Below are 16,582 nucleotides of genomic sequence, written 5' to 3'. Positions count from 1 at the left end.
TTGAATTTGGGCGCGAACGCGGCTAGGAGCCCGCCCCGACCGGGGGACCATTTCCGCCCGGCGATGTGGAGAAATGACGTGTTGGCCACGAACGCCCGAAACGGCCTTCTGCCCTGCGTCGCTTCGTTCCGATAGTGCTCGCCTGAGCGCTGTGGGGGCCGAGCGGCGCCCGCAGCATCCGTCTCGATAACGCAATCAGAGAACCGCGCCGGCCGAGCCGCGCGTCGCGAAGACGCGCGCCTGCGCCCGGGGCGAGCACGGGAATTTATGCACGAACATCAGATCGTCCGGCGGATGCTCCGCCGGATCGGCCGGAATCTGCCGGCCACCGCGCCGCTCGCCAAGGCGGTGCACGAATGGGCGATGCCGCATGTCGACTGGCTCACCGGCTCGTCGGCAGCGAGCGAGGATATCGGCTGGGACGCGCTGCTAGCGGCGACGCTGCGCTGGCGGCCGCTGGGCGAGGTGCGTCCGCAGGTGCTCCAGATCGCCGACGAGCTGGCGTTGCTGCTCGGCTTCGGTCCGCTCGACCATGCGCTGCTCGAGCTGATGATCGCGGCCGAACGGGTGCCGCGCGTCTATGGGCTGGTCGAGGCGATGTGCCGGGCGGATATCGACCTGCCCGGGCTGTTCGGCGCACTGGCCGGGGCAGAGCCGGTCGATGCCGGGCGGCTGGCCCGGCGCTCGGCGGCGGTGCGGCTCGGGCTGGCGAGCTTCGGCCATGACTATCAGGGCCGGGACCAGATCAACCTGAGCTGGTCGCTCGAGCGGGTGCTCGACGCGGCGCCCCGGCCCGGCCGGCCGCTGCTCGAGGCGCTGGCCGGCACCTGCCAGGTCGCGCGGCTCGGGCTCGACGACTTCGCGGTGGAGGAGGCGGACTATCTCGTCCGGCTGCTCCGCGGCGCGATCGCCGAACGGGCGGTGGGCATCAACCTGCTGATCCACGGGCCTCCGGGCACCGGCAAGACCGAGTTCGCGCGGACGCTGGCGGCGGCCGCGGGCGCGCGGCTGCACGCGGTGGCGGAAGCGGACGAGGACGGTGCCGAGCCCGAGCGCTGGGAACGCATCGCGGCGATGCAGCTGTCGCAGCGGGTGCTCGGCGGGCGGCGGGGCGCGGCGCTGCTGTTCGACGAGATGGAGGACCTGATCGGCGAGTCCAGCCCGAGCGACGGCGACTGGTTCCAGAAGCGCACGGGCAGCAAGGTGTTCGTCAACCGGATGCTGGAGACCAACAAGGTGCCGGTGATCTGGACGACCAACGCGATCGGCAATGTCGACGGCGCGATCCTGCGGCGGATGAGCCATGTGCTGCGGCTCGGCCTGCCTTCGCGCAGCGCCGGGCAGCGGATGCTGGCGCGGGTGGCGGCGGACGAGGGCGTGGCGCCGGGCGACGGCTTCGTCCGGCTGCTCGACGCCGCACCCGAGGCGGCGACGGTGCTGCGGGTCGCGACCCGGGCCGGGCGGCTGGCGGGCGAGGCGGATGGCGGCGTGCGCTCGGCCGAGGCGCTGGTGAAGGCGCTCCGGGGCGGCGAGCTGCCGCAGCCGGGGCCGGGCGCGCTCGACGTGGCGCTCTACGAAAGCGATCCGCCGGTGGCGGAAGTGATCGAGGGCATCGCGGCGGCGGGCGCGGCCGATGTCTCGCTGCTGCTCACCGGGCCGCCGGGCACGGGCAAGACGGCGCTCGCCTGGCACCTGGCGCGGCGGCTCGATCGGCCGCTGGTGGTGAAGCGCGCGTCGGACCTGCTGTCCAAATGGGTCGGCGAGACCGAGGCGAACATCGCCGATGCCTTTGCCGAGGCACGGCGGCGCGGTGGGGTGCTGCTGTTCGACGAGGCGGATTCGCTCCTCTTCGACCGGACGACGGCGCAGGCGAGCTGGGAAGTGGGGCAAGTCAACGAACTGCTCACCTGGCTCGACCGGCACCCGCTGCCGGTGGTCGCGGCGACCAACCATCCGGGGAAGCTCGATCCGGCGACGTTGCGGCGGTTCGTGTTCAAGCTGGCGTTGCGGCCGCTTGGGGCCGAACGCGCGGCAAAGGCGTTCGCGCGCTTCTTCGGGATGGACGCTCCGGCAGGGCTCGACGGGCTGACTCCCGGCGATTTCGCGGTGGTGGCGCGGCAGCTTCGGCACCGGCCGGCGCAGGGCGCGGCGGACATCCTCGCGCGGTTGCGGGCAGAGGCGGCGGCGCGGCCCGGCACCGCGTCCCCGATCGGGTTCTGACTCGGCGCGTCGCTCCGTCTCCCCTCCCCTGCAGAGGAGGGGAGACGGTTCAAACCGCCACCGCCTGCGCCGTCCGGCCCTCGCCGCCGAAGATGCGCAGGTAGCGGGCGATCTCGGCCGGGTCGCCAGTGGCCTTGGACGGATTGTCGGAGAGCTTGACTGCCGGGCGACCGTTCGCACTGGTCACCTTGGCGACGAGCGAGATCGGCTCGAGGTCGTGCCCACCGGCAGGGTCGCAGCCGCGGAAGTCGTTGGTCAGGTTGGTGCCCCAGCCGAAGCTCATCCGGACGCGGCCATGGAAGTGGCGATAGGTCGCCTCGATGCTGTCGACGTCCATGCCGTCGGAGAAGATCAGCAGCTTGGTGCGCGGATCGCGCCCGCGCGCCTGCCACCAGGCGATGATCTGCTCGCCGCCTTCGATCGGCGGCATCGAGTCCGGGCGGAAGCCGGTCCAGTCGGCAACCCAGTCCGGTGCGTTGCGCAGGAACGCGGTGGTGCCGAACGCATCGGGCAGGGCGACCAGCAGGTTGCCGTCATAATGGGCGCGCCATTCCTCCAGCACGCGATAGGGAGCGGCGGCGACTTCCGCGTCGCTGTCCGCCAGCGCGGCGAGGACCATCGGCAGCTCGTGCGCATTGGTGCCGATCGCTTCCAGGTCGTTGTCCATCGCAAGCAGCACGTTCGAGCTGCCGATGAACCGGCTGCCCAGGCCTTCCTTCAGCGCCTCGACGCACCAGCGCTGCCACAGGAAGCCGTGGCGGCGACGCGTGCCGAAGTCCGAGATGACGAGGTCCGGAAGCCGGCGCAGGCGCTCGACCTTGTCCCACATCTTCGCCTTGGCGCGGGCGTAGAGCACGTCGAGCTCGAACCGGCCCTTGCCCTTCAAGGCGGCGCGCGAGCGGAGCTCGTTGACGATGGCCAGCGCGGGGATTTCCCACATCATCGTGTGGGTCCACGGGCCGGCGAAGTGCAGCTCGAACTGGCCGTCGACCTTGTGCAGGTCATATTCGGGCAGCTCGAAATCGGCGAGCCAGGCGATGAAGTCCGGCGCGAACATGCGCTGCTTGCCGTAGAAGCTGTTGCCCGCGAGCCAGATGAGCTCCTTCTTCGAGAAGCGCACGGTACGGGCATGATCGAGCTGGGCGCGCAGCTCGGCCTCGTCGATCACTTCGGCCAGGCGGACGCTCCTCGTGCGGTTGATCAGCGAGAAGGTCGCCTGCACGTCCGGGTGCAGATGGCGGATCATCTGCAGCATCAGCAGCTTGTAGAAATCGGTGTCGAGCAGGCTACGGACGATCGGATCGAGCCGCCAGCCATGATTGTAGACGCGGGTGGCGATGTCGGTGACGGGCAAGGCTTCCTCCGGATGTGGCCGGTGACGATAGACGCGGCGGCGCGGCTCAGCGAGGGGCTTCGCCGGGCGGGCGGTAGCGGTAGAGCTCGGCGGGACGGAACGAGGCGCCGGTCTCGCGCTCGCCGGTCGGCTCCAGCCAGCCGCGATCGAGCATGCGGCGGCGAAAGGCGGACTTGTTGAGGCGGGTATCGAGGATCGCCTCGTACACTTGCTGGAGCGCGCGCAGGGTGAAGCGTTCGGGCAGCAGGGCGAAGGCGATGCCGGAGTAATCGAGCTTGCCGCGCAGCCGCAGGATCGCGACGCCGAGCATGGCGCCATGATCGAAGGCGAGGGCGAGCGGTTCGCCCTCGGCGAGGCGGGCCTCGACCGGGCCGCCGAGCTCGCCATGCCAGGGGACGGCCAGCTCGGCCAGTGCCAGTTCGGGGGCAGCCCTTAGCGCGGCGGCGAAGGCAGTGGCGGGGATCAGCGCGAAATAGGCGACGCTGATGATCCGCATGCGCGGGTCGCGGCCGACCGCGCCAAAGGTGTAGAGTTGCTCGACCCAGGCATCGGCCATGCGCGTCTTCTCGGCGAGGACGCGGCGGGCGGCGTCATCCAGGCTCTCGCCGATGCCGACAAAGCCGCCGGGGAGCGCCCATGCGCCCTGGAAGGGATGCTGATCACGGCGGGTGAGCAGCACCACGGGGGCATCATCGACCACGCTCATCAGGATCAGGTCGACCGCCACCGACGGGCGCTCGAACGCGGCCGGATCGTAGCTTTCGAGAAAGGCGGCCTGGTCCATCACGTCACCCTTATGTGCGTTATGCGCTTTACTTATGTTCAGATTGGATATATGTCAAATGCGGAATGTGGAGGCTAGCGATGCCGGACTTCGTGATCGTGGTGGACATGCAGCGGGATTTCGTGGCGGCGGACGGTGCCTTGCCGGTTCCGGGCGCCGAGCGGATCGTTGCGCCGATGCGGGCCTGGCTGGCCGGGCTGCGTTCCGAAGAAACGGCCGGCGTGCTGTTCACCTTCGACACGCATGTGCCGGCGATCTACGCCATATCCGAAGAGGCGAAGCAGTTCCCGCCGCATTGCGAGAAGGGCACGCCGGGCTGGGAGCTGGTGGTCGATGCCGATGCGGTCGATCCGGCGATCCCGGTGTTGCGACTCGAGAAGGGCGTGTTCGACATGTGGGCCGAACCGGGCCTGGCGATCGAGCGGGTCGGCGCGCGCGAGGCGGCGGATCGCGACGCATTCTTCGCCGGGCTGCGCGGCGCGGGGATCGAGGCGGTGACCGTGGTCGGCGTCGCGGCGGACTATTGCGTGCGTTGGGCAGTCGAGGGACTGATCGCGCGCGGCTTCCGGGTGACGGTACCGGCCGAGCTGACGCGCGGCATCGCCCGGCCGATCGACCAGGTCGCGGCGGAGGAATGGCCCGGCGCGGCGGTCGTCATCGAGGGGGCGGAGCAGTGAACGACATTCGGCGCTCGAAGCGGCTGTCATTGTGGTTGCGGCACGATCCCGGAGCGGGCGGACTGACGCTCGACGGACAGGGCTGGACCGATGTCCGCGCGGTGCTGGGCGCGTTCGCCCGGGCGGGCGTCAGATGCGATCGGAACGATCTGATGCGCCTGGTCGAAGAATGCGACAAGCAGCGCTTCGAGCTTTCCGGCGACGCGGCGCGGATCCGGGCACGGCAGGGGCATTCCGTGGAAGTGGCGCTCGACTGGCCGCGCGCCGACCCACCGGAATTGCTGTGGCACGGCACCGTCGAGCGCTTCCTGCCGATGATCCTGGCGGAGGGGCTGAAGCCGATGCGGCGCCATCATGTCCATCTCTCGGGCGAACGCGATACCGCGACGCGCGTGGGGCAGCGGCGCGGGACGGCGGTTATCCTGGCGGTTCGCGCGGCGGCGCTGGCCGAGACCGGCCGGGACTTCTTCGTCACCAGCAACGGGGTGTGGCTGACCGAGCAGGTGCCGCCCGCTTTCCTCGAGCCATGGGAGCCGAAATGATGCGTGCCGATCGGGTGCCGACCTTATGGGAGTGGCTGCTGCTATGGGTGTGCCTGAAGCTGCTGTTCCGCAGGCGCCGGCCGCTGCCGCATCATCTGAAGCTTCGACACTGAGCGGAGCAGCTTGACAGAATCGGCAAAAGCGGGGATTTCGGCGAGCCCGAGCGGGTATGGTGAAATGGTATCACAGGAGCTTCCCAAGCTTCTAGCGCGGGTTCGATTCCCGCTACCCGCTCCAGCTTCTCCTTGATTCCGAAGACATTGCCGCGAATCGCGGACGACGCGCCATGCGCGGTTCCCATGCGCGATTAAATCAGACTATTGTGCTTGCCATGCTCCGCTGGCTCCCTGCGCTCGCCCTTCTGCTCGCCACCCCCGCTTTCGCCCAGATGCCGCATATGGAGGGCGGGCGGCTGATCGTGGACGGCAAGCCGTTCCTGATCCGGGGGGGCGAACTGGGCAATAGCTCGGCCACCGACCGCGCGTGGCTCAGGCCGCACTGGCAGCGGCTGAAGGCGCTGCATCTCAACACGGTGCTGGCGCCGGTGACCTGGGAGGCAATCGAGCCCGAGGAAGGCCGGTTCGACTTCTCCAGCCTCGACTGGCTGGTCGAGGATGCGCGGGCCAACGACATGCGGCTGGTGCTGCTGTGGTTCGGCAGCTGGAAGAACAGCATGTCGACCTATGTGCCCGCGTGGGTGAAGCGCGACGGCAAGCGCTTCCTGCGCTCGACCGGCGAGGATGGGCAGCCGCAGGATATCCTGTCGGTGTTCGGCATGGCCACGCGCGACGCCGATGCGCGGGCCTTTGCCGCGTTGATGAAGCATCTGAAGGCGATCGACGGCGACCGGCACACCGTGCTCATGGTGCAGGTGGAGAACGAGATCGGCTTCCTGCCGACCGCGCGCGAGCACGGCTCGCTGGCCGACGCCGCCTTCGCCAGGTGGAAGGGCGGCGAGGAGGGGTTCACCGCGCATCATTATGCGCGCTGGGCCAATGCGGTGGCCGAGGCCGGCAAGCGCGAATACGCGCTGCCGATGTACGTCAACGGAGCGCAGGGGCGGCCGGGCAAGCTGCCGGGCGAATATCCGAGCGGCGGCCCGCTCGCGCATCTGATGCAGATATGGCGGGATGCCGCGCCTGCGATCGATATGCTCGCGCCCGACATCTACTTCCCGAACTTCGCGGGCATCGTCGAGGGCTATGCCGTGCCTGGCAACCCCCTGTTCGTGCCCGAGGCGAACCAGGCGGGCGATCCGCGCGCGCCGGCCAACGCCATGCGGGCGATCGGCAAACATGGCGCGATCGGGTTCAGCCCCTTCGCGATCGAGAACATTGCCGACAAGGACCGCCTGGGCAGCTTCTATGCGATGCTCGAGCAACTGACCCCGGCATTGTTCGCGGCCAGGGCACGCGCGGGGTTCGCGCCGCCGGTGGGCTTCGAAGGCGCGGTCGACAGCGCACCGCAGACGGCGACGCTGGGTGGCTATGCGCTGACCGTCGGGTTCGTCGATCCCTGGACGCCGAAGGACAAGCAGGAGCCGGCCGAGCATGGCGGGATCCTGCTCTGGCTGGGCGGCGAGGATTATCTGGTCGCGGGCAGCGGAATCACGGTGACGTTCGGGCCGCGCATCGGCCTCGATACCGTCGAGGAGGGCAAGTTCGTCGACGGGAAATGGGTCGCCGGCCGGAAACTCAACGGCGACGAGACGCACCAGGGCCGGCACGTCCGCCTGCCGCCCGGGCAGTTCGGCATCCAGAAGATGCGGCTCTATCGTTATTGAGATCCGGTTGAGCCAAATCATATCTCGGGCGTTACGATCCGGATGGAAAGACTCTGGTTCATCACCAATCCCGGCTCGGGATCCACCACCAGGGCGAAATGCAATGCGCTCGAGGGCGTGTTCGCGGAGCGCGGGCTGACGCTGGTCGGCCGCACCGAGTTTCCGGAGCAGAAGATGCCCGCCGGGGCCGATCTCGATCGGGACGGGGTCGATACCGTGGTGCTGTTCGCGGGCGACGGAACGATCAACGCTGCACTATCGGCGCTCAGGGCATGGGAGGGCAGCTTCCTGATCCTGCCGGGCGGAACGATGAACCTGCTCGCCAAGTCGCTGCACGATACGCTCGATCCCCGGGCGATCGTCCAGGCCGCGCATGACGAAGCCACCCGCATCGCCCTGCCCTATGTCCAGGCGGCCGGGCATCGTGCGTTCGTCGGGCTGATCATGGGGCCCGCCACTGCCTGGTTCCGCGCGCGCGAGGCGGTGCGCAAGGGGGCGTTCCGGCGGTTGTTCCAGGCGGCCCATGTTGCATGGAACCGCACGTTCGGCGGCAGCGGCATCCGCATCTCCGGCGTATCGGCGCTCGCGGGCCGCTATCAGGCGGTATTCGTCCGGCCCGAGAAGGGCGAACTGCACGTAGCGGCGGTGGACGCGCGCGACTGGAGCGCGATCGCGCAACTGGGCTGGGAATGGCTGACCGGGGATTGGGTCGCGGCGCATGCGGTGAGCGAGGGCCTTACCCGCGAGTTCGCCGCCCGCGGGAAGAAGCCGGTGCTGGCGCTGTTCGATGGCGAGCCGGTTCCGCTGGCGCCGGGAACCCCGATCACGGCGGGGATCAGCCGCAAGGCCTTCATCGCGACGCGCGAGGGGCCGGAATGACGCGGCTCTTCCATGTCAGCGACGTGCATTTCGGGCGGGAGGACCGCGCTGCGCTCGACTGGTTCGCCGCGCGGGTGCGCGAAGAGCAGCCTGACGCCGTGATCGTGACCGGCGACCTGACGATGCAGGCGCGGGCGAAGGAATTCTCGGCCGCTGCGCAGTGGCTCAAGGGCCTTGGCCGGCCGGTGACGGTGGAGGTGGGCAATCACGACCTGCCGTGGTTCAATCCCTGGGCGCGGTTCGTGGCGCCCTACCGGCGCTACCATGCGCTCGAACGGATGATCGAGCGGCCGCTCGATGTGAAGGGCGTGGCAGTGGTGCCGCTCAAGACCACCGCGCGCTTCCAGTGGCGGCTCGACTGGTCGAAGGGCTATGTCAGCGGCCGGGCACTGCGGGCATCGCTGGCATTGGTCGAAGCGGTGCCGCCGGGCGGGCTGGTGTTCGTCGCCTGCCATCACCCGCTGGTGGAGGGTGGCACGCGGACGACCTCGGAGACGCATTGCGGGGCCCAGGCCCTGGACGCGCTGGCCCGGGCGGGGGTGGATGCGGTGCTCACTGGCCATGTCCATGATCCGTTCGATATCGAGCGGCGGATCGGCGAGCGGACGGTGCGCCTGATCGGGGCGGGCACCTTGTCAGAGCGGGTGCGGGCGCGCCCGCCTTCGTTCAACGAACTCAGCGTGGCGGGCACGGGCTTCTCCACCCGGGCGCGGTTCATGGGCGAGGGGAGCGTGGCGCTCTGATCACCGCTTCGAGATGTCCTGCCCGAACACGAGCAGATTGCCGTCCGGCGCCACCACCATCAGTTCGCGCTGGCCATAGATCTGGTCGACCGGTCCGTGGATGTCGCCATCGTTGAGCAGGTGCGCCTTGGGTCTCAGCTCGTCGGCGACCGCTTCCACATCCTCGACGTCGACATAATAGCAGAAGCGGCGATTGCCCGGCGGGGCGCCGTCGTCGCCGACATTCTCCAGCAGGCGGAATGCAGCCTGTTCGCGCTGGACATACGCATAGTTGGACGTGCGGAAATAGAGCGTGAAGCCCAGCACCTCGGTGAAGAACCAGACGGCCTTCTCGAAATCCGGCACGTGCATGAACGGTGTAATGCGATAGAGATTGGCCATCGTCCGCCTCCCCCAAAGCCGCGCCCCATTACCGGAGCGGAACGATAGCGCAATCCCGATACGCAGTTAAGCGCGGAGGAACCTAAGTTCGGAACAGGCCCAGCGGCCCGCGCCCGCCTGTGCTCCAGGTCGACCAGTTGGGGAAGACATAGGGCAGGTCCGCATCGGCGACGCCGTGCCAGCGGGCGATCGCGCCGATATACTCCTCCTGCGCCACGGCGGGAACGAAGCGACCCTCGCTGCTCACATCGGTGGCGCCGCCGAGCACCGGGTCCGGATAGGCGCCGAAGATGCCGCCGGGCGCGACATTGCCGCCGACTACCAGATGGTTGCTGCCCCACGCATGGTCGGTGCCGTTCTGGGCATTGCCGCGATAGGTGCGGCCGAAGTCGCTCATCGTGAAGCTGGTGACGTTCTCGGCCATGCCGATCGCCTGCATCGCGCGGTGGAAGCCGGCCAGCGCCATGGCCAGGTCGCCGAGCAGGTTCGCATGGGTGCCGGTATCGTTGGTGCCGCCATTGGTCTGGCCCGAATGGTTATCGTACCCGCCCTGGCTGACGAAGAAGGTCTGGCGGCCATGGCCCAGGCTGCCCCGCGCATCGATCATCCGGGCGACGCGCATCAGCTGGCGCGCGACGTCGCTGGTGAGCGCGGCGCCGGTGGCCGGGTTGACGAAATAGCCGTCGAGCGTGCTGTTCGCCGAGATGATCGTGTTGGCGGTGGTCGCCTGATCATAGCTGGCATTGATGTCGCGCGCGCTCGCCTCCGCGACGTCGCCCAGGCCGGCGGCCGAGGAGAAGGTGGTGAGCGCGGCGTTCTTGGCGTTGTTCGCCGCGTTGCTCATGCTCGAATAGCCCGAACGCGTGAGCGTGCCGGTGGAAGGCAGCACCAGCGTCGAGCTGGTCTTGCCGATCACCGCCAGGTTCGAGCCGGCGATCGAGATCATCGACGGGACCGCGCTCGTGCCCATCCGGTCGGTCAGGCGGCCCATGAAGCCGTCGGTCGCGAAGTCGCGGGCGCGCAGGCCCTGCCAGTGCGCCTGCTCGTCCGAATGGCTGAGCAGGTTCATCGGGCGCAGATCGGCGCGCGACTGATAGGTCGCCTTGGTGAGCGGGGCGAAGAGGGTGCCGGCATTGAGGACGAGCGCCAGGCTGCCCTCGTCCCAGAGCGGGCGCAGCGCCGCCATCGCCGGATGGAGCGCATAGGGCGCGCCGGTGAGCGCGGTCAGCCGGTTGGCCGCGATGCCCACCGTGCCGCGCGAGGCGAGATATTGCGGGTGCCGGGCATCGGTGGGGATCACCATGTTCCAGCCGTCGTTCCCGCCGAACAGGAACACGCCCACCATCGCGCGATAGCTGCCGCTCGGCGCGGCGATGGCGGTGGTGCGGCCGAGCTGGCCGATCGCGGCGAGCGCGCTCGCGCCGGCGGTGACCTTGAGCAAGTCGCGTCGGGAAATCGTCATCGGTCCGGCTCCTCAGCGGTCGACCAGGAACATCGGGCTGGTCGCCGCGACGTAGAGCATCGTCTGGGCGCGGCGGCGCGCCTGGACATTCGCATCGGCATTGGTGATCGGCGTGGCAGCGGCCTTGAGCGCGTCCTTCTGCGCCTGATTCAGCGTATTGGCGAACAAGGTCAGGTCGATGCGCGACACCATCGTGTCGAGATCGGTGCCATAGGCTTCCCAGGTCGCCCACAGGGGCTGCGTCAGCGAGGACATGGGCAGGCCGGAATCGAGCGCATATTCGCTGCGATTGGCATCGCCCGAGACGGTCCAGTCATAGACGAAATTGTGCCAGCGCAGCACGTTGGACGTATTGAGCAGTTTCGAGGCCGGGCTCTTCAGCACCGTCGATCCGGGCAGCGGGAAGTCGTCCGGATAGAAGTTGAACACCGAAGGCGCCCGGAACACCGGCTGGCCGAGATTGGCATCGCGGGTGGTGAAGACATAGCCGTCGGTCGCAAAGCCGATCGCGCGGGCGAGCGCGGTCATCAGCAGCACCGGTTCCTTTAGCTTGCCGCCGGCGGCGGTGGGCGCCGCCCGCGCCTCGCCGTCGAGCAGGACGGCGCGGACCACCGCCTTCATGTCGCCGCGCACGCCCTTGCCATTGTCCGCGAACGCCGCCGCCACGCGGCCGACATAGGCCGGGCTCGGATTGGCGGTGACGAGGTGGACGATCATGTGGCGCGCGACGAAGGGCGCGGTGGAAGCGCTATTGAACGCGGCATCGACCACCGCCGCGACGCTGGCTTCCTGCGTGGCACCCGCGGCGACGGTGGCGCCGAGGAACTTCTTCTCGGTCGTGTCATAGCGCGATGCGACCTGGATCATCGGCTTGGAATAGTCGCGGGCATTGCCGTCGGTGATCGCGGCGCCGCCGACCCGGGCATAGGTCCAGCCGGTCAGCGCCTTGGCGACGCCCTTGATGTCGTCGGTCGCATAATTGGGAATCGCCGCGCCGCTGCCGTCGCGCTTCAAGCTGCCGTCCATATTCAGCTGGTCCGGCCCCATCGAGAACAGCTGGAGCAGCTCGCGGGCGTAATTCTCCGACGGGCCCGACTTGTTGCTGTCGGCCATGTCGAGATAGTCGCCCATATAGCCGCTCATCGTCACCTGCTGGAGGATGTCGCGATAATTGCCGAAGGCGTTGGCTAGGAAGATCTGGTTGAACGCGGCGATGCCTGCGGTCGAGTTCACCTCGGCTTCGGAAGCGACGATCATCTGGCCGAGCGCGAAGGCGGTGCGCTGGCGCAGCTGGTCGGAACCGGCGATGGCATTGGCGTAGAAGCGCATCGCCACCGGCGTGCGGCTGAAATGGGCGCGCGAGCAGACCGTGTCGCCGCTCGCGCAGAAATCGCGGCGCACTTCCGTGGTGAGATCGGCGTAGGAACTGCTGGACGCGGCGAGCTGTTCGTCGACCCAGGCAGTGGCGCCGAGCTGCTTGATCCGGGCGATCAGATCGGGCGTGGGGCCGAAGCTCGCCTGCTTGGCGAGGCGGGCGGCGTCCCCCTCGGTGAACACGGCCGGCGTGGGCGTCGGTCCGGGTGTCGAGACCACGCCGCCGCCGCCCGACGACGTGCCCCCGCCGCCCGAATCGCAACCCGCGAGCGCGAGCAAACCGAGCGCCGCGCCAAGCGCGGCCAGTTTTCGTTGCCGGAACACCAATTTTCCCCCGCCGCCGCGAGAAGTCGCGACCTGCGCGAATCTGCATAGTTTGCCGGCGGAATCCCAGCAACCTGCGGAAATACCTAAGACGGGCTTCAGCGCGATTGTGCCCGGCGCAAGGGCGCGGATCCGGCCGGTAGTTGCGCAGCCGCAACGGCGCGAACGGCGACGAGACGATCGGAACATGCGACGGAATACGCAGTCCGACAGCGGTTGACTCTTCCGCAATCGTGTCTTATATTTCTGTTATGACAGAAATTACGGACAATGCTGTTCAGTTGCCGATCGCGGTGCAGCAGTTCGTGCTGCACTGGGGCGAGATGGGGGGGCAGTGGGGCGTCAACCGCTCGGTCGCCCAGATCCATGCGCTGCTCTATCTCTCGGACCGGCCGCTCAACGCCGAGGAGATCAGCGACACGCTGCGCATCGCGCGGAGCAACACGTCGAACAGTCTCAAGGAGTTGCTCGGCTGGAAGCTGATCCGCCGCGTGCCCGTGATGGGCGACCGGCGCGATCATTACGAGGCCGAGGTCGACTTGATGCAGATGCTCACGCGCATCGCCCAGGGCCGCAAGGAGCGCGAGATCGATCCGGCAGTGGCGGCGCTGCGTGTGTGCACCGAGGAAGCCAGGCGTGACGGCCGCATCTCGGACGTTGCGCGCGGGCGGATCGAGGCGATGCAGGATTTCGTCGTCACGATCGACGACTGGTACCAGCAGATGATGAGCGTGCCGCCGGGACGGCTGATGACGCTGATCCGGCTGGGCAAGCGGATCCTGAGCTTCCTTCCCAAGGGCAAGGCTGAATAGCGGCCTCCGGCCGCGGAAAGGGTGGCATATGGGCGTGGCAATCGGATATGCGCCTGGCGCGCTGGCCCGTTACGCCGACTGGCATCGAATGGGCGCGCCCTGCCGCACTGACGACGACAGCCCCTTTGCCCGGCTGCTCGGCGCACGCTGGCTGTTCCTGCCGCCCGCGACGCGCCGCCGTTTCCTGCGCAAGATCGAGGCCGGGGCCTGTGTCTCCTATCTCGGCGAAGTCGCCGAATGCCGGATCAGCCGGGCGGGATGGCTGCTGGCGCAGGCCGCGCGGTTGATCGGCGCGCCGTTGCCGCTCGGCACGGACGTGGGCGTCTCGGCCAGTGTGAGCGTCACCGCCGACGCCGACGGCCAGGGGCAATATTGGACGCGGCAATATGGCCGCGCACAGGGTTTTCCACAGGTTATCCACAGCGCCAAGCGCTTTGCCGGGCCGACGGGCATCGAGGAATATCTGGGGCTTGGGGTGGGCATCGCACTCCGGCTGGAGGAAGCGGGTGGCGCGCTACTGTTCGTGAGCGATCATTATTTCCTGAAACTGGGCGGGCTGCGGGTGAAGCTGCCGGCCTGGGCGATGCCCGGGGCGTTGACGGTGGGGCATATGGATCTGGGCGGCGGACGTTTCCTGTTCAGCCTCGACCTGGTGCATCCTTGGCTTGGCGAGCTGGTCCACCAGCTCTGCGTGTTCGCGGACCCGGTGGAATGAGCGGGCGCGGCCCCCTTGCCTGCTGCGCGGCGATCCTCGCCGCCGCCTTGGCCGGCTCGATCGGATTCATGCTCCTCGCGGGCAGTCTCGCCGGTGACCTGTTCCTGCTCTGCTTCTTCATCGCCCTGATTCTCGCATTCGGTCACCTGGTCTTCATTGCGCTTCCGATCTATCTGGTGCTGGTTGATCGATGGCCGCTGCGCATGTGGAATGCGGGTTTGGCCGGCTTTCTGATCGGTGCGATACCAATGTCGCTACTTGGCCTCGGTGGCAGGCCGGACCTGGGAGCGCTGCTCTCGGCGATATTATGGTTCGGTGGTTCGGGACTGGTCGGCGGGCTGGCCTTTTGCGCGGTCCGCGGCGGAGACATCGTGGTGCCGGACGGCGCCGAATGAGCCGCATCCTCGTCATCGGCGGCTATGGCGGGTTCGGGGCGCGGTTGAGCCGGCGACTGCTTGCGGCGGGGCATGAGGTGCTGGTCGCCGGGCGGAGCCACGACAGGGCCGCGGCGTTCTGCGCCGGGCATCCCGGCGCCGAACCCGTTGTGGCGGACCGGACCAACGGGATCGGCATGGTGCTGGCGCGCGAACGGCCCGACCTGGTGATCGATGCGGCGGGACCGTTCCAGGGCAGCGGCTATACGGTGCCCGAGGCGTGCATCGCGATGCGCATCCCCTATCTCGACCTGGCGGATTCGCGCGATTTCGTGACGGGAATCGCGGCGCTCAACAAGGGCCCGATGGTGGCGGTGCCGATCGTCAGCGGCGCCTCGAGCGTGCCGGCGCTTTCCGGCGCCGTGGTGCGTGCCCTGGCGGCGGGACTGCCGCAGGTCGAGCGCATCGACATCGCCATCAGCGCTTCGAACCGGGCAGTGGCCGGCCCATCGGTGGCGGCCGCGATCCTCTCCTATGTCGGCAAGCCGGTGCGCGTCTGGCGCGGCCAGCGCTGGATGCAGGCGACCGGCTGGCAGGACCTGCGCCGCGAGCGCTTCGCCATCGAAGGAGAGGCGGCCCCGCTCCGTCGCTGGATCGCGCTCGCCGAAGTGCCGGACCTGTCGCTGGCGCCGGAACTGTTGCCCGGTCGCCCCGCGACGACTTTCCGTGCCGGTACCGAGCTCGGGTTCCAGATGCTCGCCTTGTGGCTGCTGAGCTGGCCGGTCCGCTGGGGGTGGCTCCGGACGCTGCGCGGCGCGGCGCCCTGGCTGCACGAGCTCCAGCGGATCACCGCCTGGGCCGGGAGCGACCGATCGGCGATGTCGGTAACGCTGGTTGGGGCAGGTGTCCGCCGGCGCTGGACGCTGATCGCCGATCGCGGAGACGGGCCCGAAATTCCCACGCTGGCGGCCGAACTGCTCGCCGGGGACATTCTGGCCGGTCGCGTGCCGCCGGGTGCACAGGATGCGAGCCGGCTGCTGACGCTCGACCGGTTCGAGCCGCTCTTCGTCGGCCTGGCCATCCGCCATGCGGTGCGCGAGCATGCGGTCGATCCGCTCTACGCGCGGGCCATGGGTGCGCGCTTCGCGCGGCTGCCGGAACAGGTGCGTGCCATGCACGCGTTTTGTGGCGACGCCGGCGCGGAGGGAGAGGGCGAGGTGCGCCGAGGCAGGGGCCTGGCCTGGCTGGTCGGGCGGGTGATGGGGTTCCCGCCGAGCGGCAGCTATCCGCTCCGCGTCGCCTTCGCCGCCAGGGATGGCAAGGAATGCTGGACGCGGGATTTCGGTGGCCATGCCTTTTCGAGCGAACTCGGCCAAGCGGGACAGGGCGTCGCGGAGCGTTTCGGCCCGCTGCGCTTCGCCTTCGACCTCCCCTCGGATGACAAGGGGTTGCGGATGGTGCTGCGGCGCTGGAGCGCGTTCGGCGTGCCGATGCCGCGTTTGCTGGCCCCCCGCATCGCCGCGCGCGAATGGCAGGAGGACGGGCGCTTCCGCTTCGAGGTGAGAGTAGCGTTGCCGCTGCTCGGCGCGGTGGTCCACTATACCGGCTGGCTGGCGCGCCTCTAGCGCAGCCAGCGCGCCATTCGGGGATAGGCGGGGAGGCCCAGCGCGGCGGCCTGGTGCGGCTCGGCGGACATGCCGAAATATTGCAGCATCGGCGGCCCGGGCCCGGCGCCGCGGTCGAACGCGGCCGCCAGCGCTTCGCCGCCGCCGAGATAGCCATCGGCATGGAACAGCGTGCGCGTATCGATGCCGGCCGCGCGGGCAGCGGCATAGGACCAGGCGATCGCCGCCATCTCCTCGCCCGGATCGTCGCGGACCTCGCAGAGTGTCGGGCGGTCGGCGGGGTCGGTGACGGCGATATGGCCGGCCTCGTGGAGCAGGTCGCCGGGGTGAAAGGGCCGGGCCGGATCGAGCACCAGCCCGCCGCTGCGCACCTCGATGCCGGGCAGGAAGCTCTCGCCCTCGATCCTGCCCCGAGACACCGGGATCCCGATCTCGTCGAGGAAGGCCAGGATGCGGACCGTGTCGGGATGGTCGAGCGCCATGGCGCGAGGCTAGCCGCGGTCGGGGCCGGCGCACAAACGAAAAGGGCGGCC

16 protein-coding genes and 1 tRNA gene are annotated in these 16,582 nt (G+C 69.0%); 11 read left to right on the top strand and 6 right to left on the bottom strand.

The window, feature by feature from the left end; all coding sequences use genetic code 11:
* Positions 1-267: 267 nt before the first annotated feature.
* Positions 268-2,220, top strand: a complete 1,953-nt coding sequence (locus tag FHR20_RS18150) for an AAA family ATPase (RefSeq protein WP_167301023.1) — start codon at positions 268-270, stop codon at positions 2,218-2,220.
* A gap of 49 nt (positions 2,221-2,269) precedes the next feature.
* Here the strand turns inward: FHR20_RS18150 and pncB are convergent, their stop codons facing one another.
* Both pncB and FHR20_RS18140 read right to left on the bottom strand, forming a co-directional pair.
* Positions 2,270-3,574 carry a nicotinate phosphoribosyltransferase gene (pncB, locus tag FHR20_RS18145; RefSeq protein ID WP_167301022.1) on the bottom strand — a complete coding sequence of 435 codons (1,305 nt, stop codon included), beginning with the start codon at positions 3,572-3,574 and terminating at the stop codon, positions 2,270-2,272.
* A 46-nt stretch (positions 3,575-3,620) separates the two neighbouring features.
* Positions 3,621-4,358, bottom strand: coding sequence for an NUDIX hydrolase (locus FHR20_RS18140; RefSeq protein WP_167301021.1), 738 nt, complete (start codon positions 4,356-4,358; stop codon positions 3,621-3,623).
* 80 nt (positions 4,359-4,438) lie between these two features.
* Here FHR20_RS18140 and FHR20_RS18135 point away from each other — a divergent pair, with 80 nt between their 5' ends.
* From FHR20_RS18135 to FHR20_RS18110, 6 genes are all read left to right on the top strand, one after another.
* The gene (locus tag FHR20_RS18135; protein WP_167301020.1) at positions 4,439-5,035 is read left to right on the top strand and encodes a cysteine hydrolase family protein; all 597 of its coding nucleotides are present in this window, start codon (positions 4,439-4,441) and stop codon (positions 5,033-5,035) included.
* A complete protein-coding gene (locus tag FHR20_RS18130; RefSeq protein WP_208413736.1) occupies positions 5,032-5,577 on the top strand; it encodes an RNA 2'-phosphotransferase in 546 nt (181 codons plus the stop codon). Before FHR20_RS18135 ends, FHR20_RS18130 begins: the two co-directional genes overlap by 4 nt.
* A 163-nt stretch (positions 5,578-5,740) precedes the next feature.
* Positions 5,741-5,814, top strand: a tRNA-Gly gene (locus FHR20_RS18125).
* Positions 5,815-5,908: 94 nt separating this feature from the next.
* The gene (locus FHR20_RS18120; protein ID WP_243857617.1) at positions 5,909-7,360 is read left to right on the top strand and encodes a DUF5597 domain-containing protein; all 1,452 of its coding nucleotides are present in this window, start codon (positions 5,909-5,911) and stop codon (positions 7,358-7,360) included.
* Between the two features lie 42 nt (positions 7,361-7,402).
* Positions 7,403-8,239: a diacylglycerol/lipid kinase family protein gene (locus FHR20_RS18115; protein ID WP_167301018.1), complete on the top strand. Its 837-nt coding sequence runs from the start codon at positions 7,403-7,405 to the stop codon at positions 8,237-8,239.
* Positions 8,236-8,982: a metallophosphoesterase family protein gene (locus FHR20_RS18110; RefSeq protein ID WP_167301017.1), complete on the top strand. Its 747-nt coding sequence runs from the start codon at positions 8,236-8,238 to the stop codon at positions 8,980-8,982. Before FHR20_RS18115 ends, FHR20_RS18110 begins: the two co-directional genes overlap by 4 nt.
* Here the strand turns inward: FHR20_RS18110 and FHR20_RS18105 are convergent, their stop codons facing one another.
* From FHR20_RS18105 to FHR20_RS18095, 3 genes are all read right to left on the bottom strand, one after another.
* On the bottom strand, positions 8,983-9,363 hold the full coding sequence (locus tag FHR20_RS18105) for a VOC family protein (RefSeq protein ID WP_167301016.1): 381 nt from the start codon (positions 9,361-9,363) through the stop codon (positions 8,983-8,985).
* Between the two features lie 82 nt (positions 9,364-9,445).
* Positions 9,446-10,825 carry a DUF1501 domain-containing protein gene (locus FHR20_RS18100; RefSeq protein ID WP_167301015.1) on the bottom strand — a complete coding sequence of 460 codons (1,380 nt, stop codon included), beginning with the start codon at positions 10,823-10,825 and terminating at the stop codon, positions 9,446-9,448.
* 12 nt (positions 10,826-10,837) lie between these two features.
* Positions 10,838-12,523: a DUF1800 family protein gene (locus FHR20_RS18095; protein WP_167301014.1), complete on the bottom strand. Its 1,686-nt coding sequence runs from the start codon at positions 12,521-12,523 to the stop codon at positions 10,838-10,840.
* Positions 12,524-12,774: 251 nt separating this feature from the next.
* Here FHR20_RS18095 and FHR20_RS18090 point away from each other — a divergent pair, with 251 nt between their 5' ends.
* From FHR20_RS18090 to FHR20_RS18075, 4 genes are read left to right on the top strand one after another with little or no spacing between them, the layout of a single operon-like run.
* Positions 12,775-13,335, top strand: a complete 561-nt coding sequence (locus FHR20_RS18090) for a GbsR/MarR family transcriptional regulator (RefSeq protein ID WP_137865016.1) — start codon at positions 12,775-12,777, stop codon at positions 13,333-13,335.
* Between the two features lie 28 nt (positions 13,336-13,363).
* On the top strand, positions 13,364-14,050 hold the full coding sequence (locus FHR20_RS18085) for a DUF4166 domain-containing protein (protein WP_243857614.1): 687 nt from the start codon (positions 13,364-13,366) through the stop codon (positions 14,048-14,050).
* Positions 14,047-14,445, top strand: coding sequence for a hypothetical protein (locus tag FHR20_RS18080; RefSeq protein ID WP_167301013.1), 399 nt, complete (start codon positions 14,047-14,049; stop codon positions 14,443-14,445). Before FHR20_RS18085 ends, FHR20_RS18080 begins: the two co-directional genes overlap by 4 nt.
* Positions 14,442-16,049 (top strand): saccharopine dehydrogenase family protein, encoded by a 1,608-nt coding sequence (locus tag FHR20_RS18075; protein ID WP_167301012.1) that lies wholly within the window; start codon positions 14,442-14,444, stop codon positions 16,047-16,049. The genes FHR20_RS18080 and FHR20_RS18075 overlap by 4 nt, the downstream gene beginning before the upstream one ends.
* Here FHR20_RS18075 and FHR20_RS18070 read toward each other — a convergent pair.
* A complete protein-coding gene (locus FHR20_RS18070) occupies positions 16,046-16,531 on the bottom strand; it encodes a hypothetical protein (RefSeq protein ID WP_167301011.1) in 486 nt (161 codons plus the stop codon). The genes FHR20_RS18075 and FHR20_RS18070 overlap by 4 nt on opposite strands.
* Positions 16,532-16,582 lie beyond the last annotated feature (51 nt).

This window comes from Sphingomonas leidyi (assembly GCF_011761945.1).
Taxonomy (GTDB): Bacteria; Pseudomonadota; Alphaproteobacteria; order Sphingomonadales; family Sphingomonadaceae; genus Sphingomonas; species Sphingomonas leidyi.
This window is presented reverse-complemented; position numbering and strand designations above follow the sequence as displayed.

Bases quoted from the DNA above. Each gene is read 5' to 3' on its own strand.
- FHR20_RS18150 (WP_167301023.1), top strand. From the start codon at position 268: ATGCACGAACATCAGATCGTCCGGCGGATGCTCCGCCGGATCGGCCGG.
- FHR20_RS18140 (WP_167301021.1), bottom strand. From the start codon at position 4,358: ATGGACCAGGCCGCCTTTCTCGAAAGCTACGATCCGGCCGCGTTCGAG.
- FHR20_RS18135 (WP_167301020.1), top strand. From the start codon at position 4,439: ATGCCGGACTTCGTGATCGTGGTGGACATGCAGCGGGATTTCGTGGCG.
- FHR20_RS18120 (WP_243857617.1), top strand. From the start codon at position 5,909: ATGCTCCGCTGGCTCCCTGCGCTCGCCCTTCTGCTCGCCACCCCCGCT.
- FHR20_RS18115 (WP_167301018.1), top strand. From the start codon at position 7,403: ATGGAAAGACTCTGGTTCATCACCAATCCCGGCTCGGGATCCACCACC.
- FHR20_RS18110 (WP_167301017.1), top strand. From the start codon at position 8,236: ATGACGCGGCTCTTCCATGTCAGCGACGTGCATTTCGGGCGGGAGGAC.
- FHR20_RS18105 (WP_167301016.1), bottom strand. From the start codon at position 9,363: ATGGCCAATCTCTATCGCATTACACCGTTCATGCACGTGCCGGATTTC.
- FHR20_RS18100 (WP_167301015.1), bottom strand. From the start codon at position 10,825: ATGACGATTTCCCGACGCGACTTGCTCAAGGTCACCGCCGGCGCGAGC.
- FHR20_RS18090 (WP_137865016.1), top strand. From the start codon at position 12,775: ATGACAGAAATTACGGACAATGCTGTTCAGTTGCCGATCGCGGTGCAG.
- FHR20_RS18085 (WP_243857614.1), top strand. From the start codon at position 13,364: ATGGGCGTGGCAATCGGATATGCGCCTGGCGCGCTGGCCCGTTACGCC.
- FHR20_RS18080 (WP_167301013.1), top strand. From the start codon at position 14,047: ATGAGCGGGCGCGGCCCCCTTGCCTGCTGCGCGGCGATCCTCGCCGCC.
- FHR20_RS18075 (WP_167301012.1), top strand. From the start codon at position 14,442: ATGAGCCGCATCCTCGTCATCGGCGGCTATGGCGGGTTCGGGGCGCGG.
- FHR20_RS18070 (WP_167301011.1), bottom strand. From the start codon at position 16,531: ATGGCGCTCGACCATCCCGACACGGTCCGCATCCTGGCCTTCCTCGAC.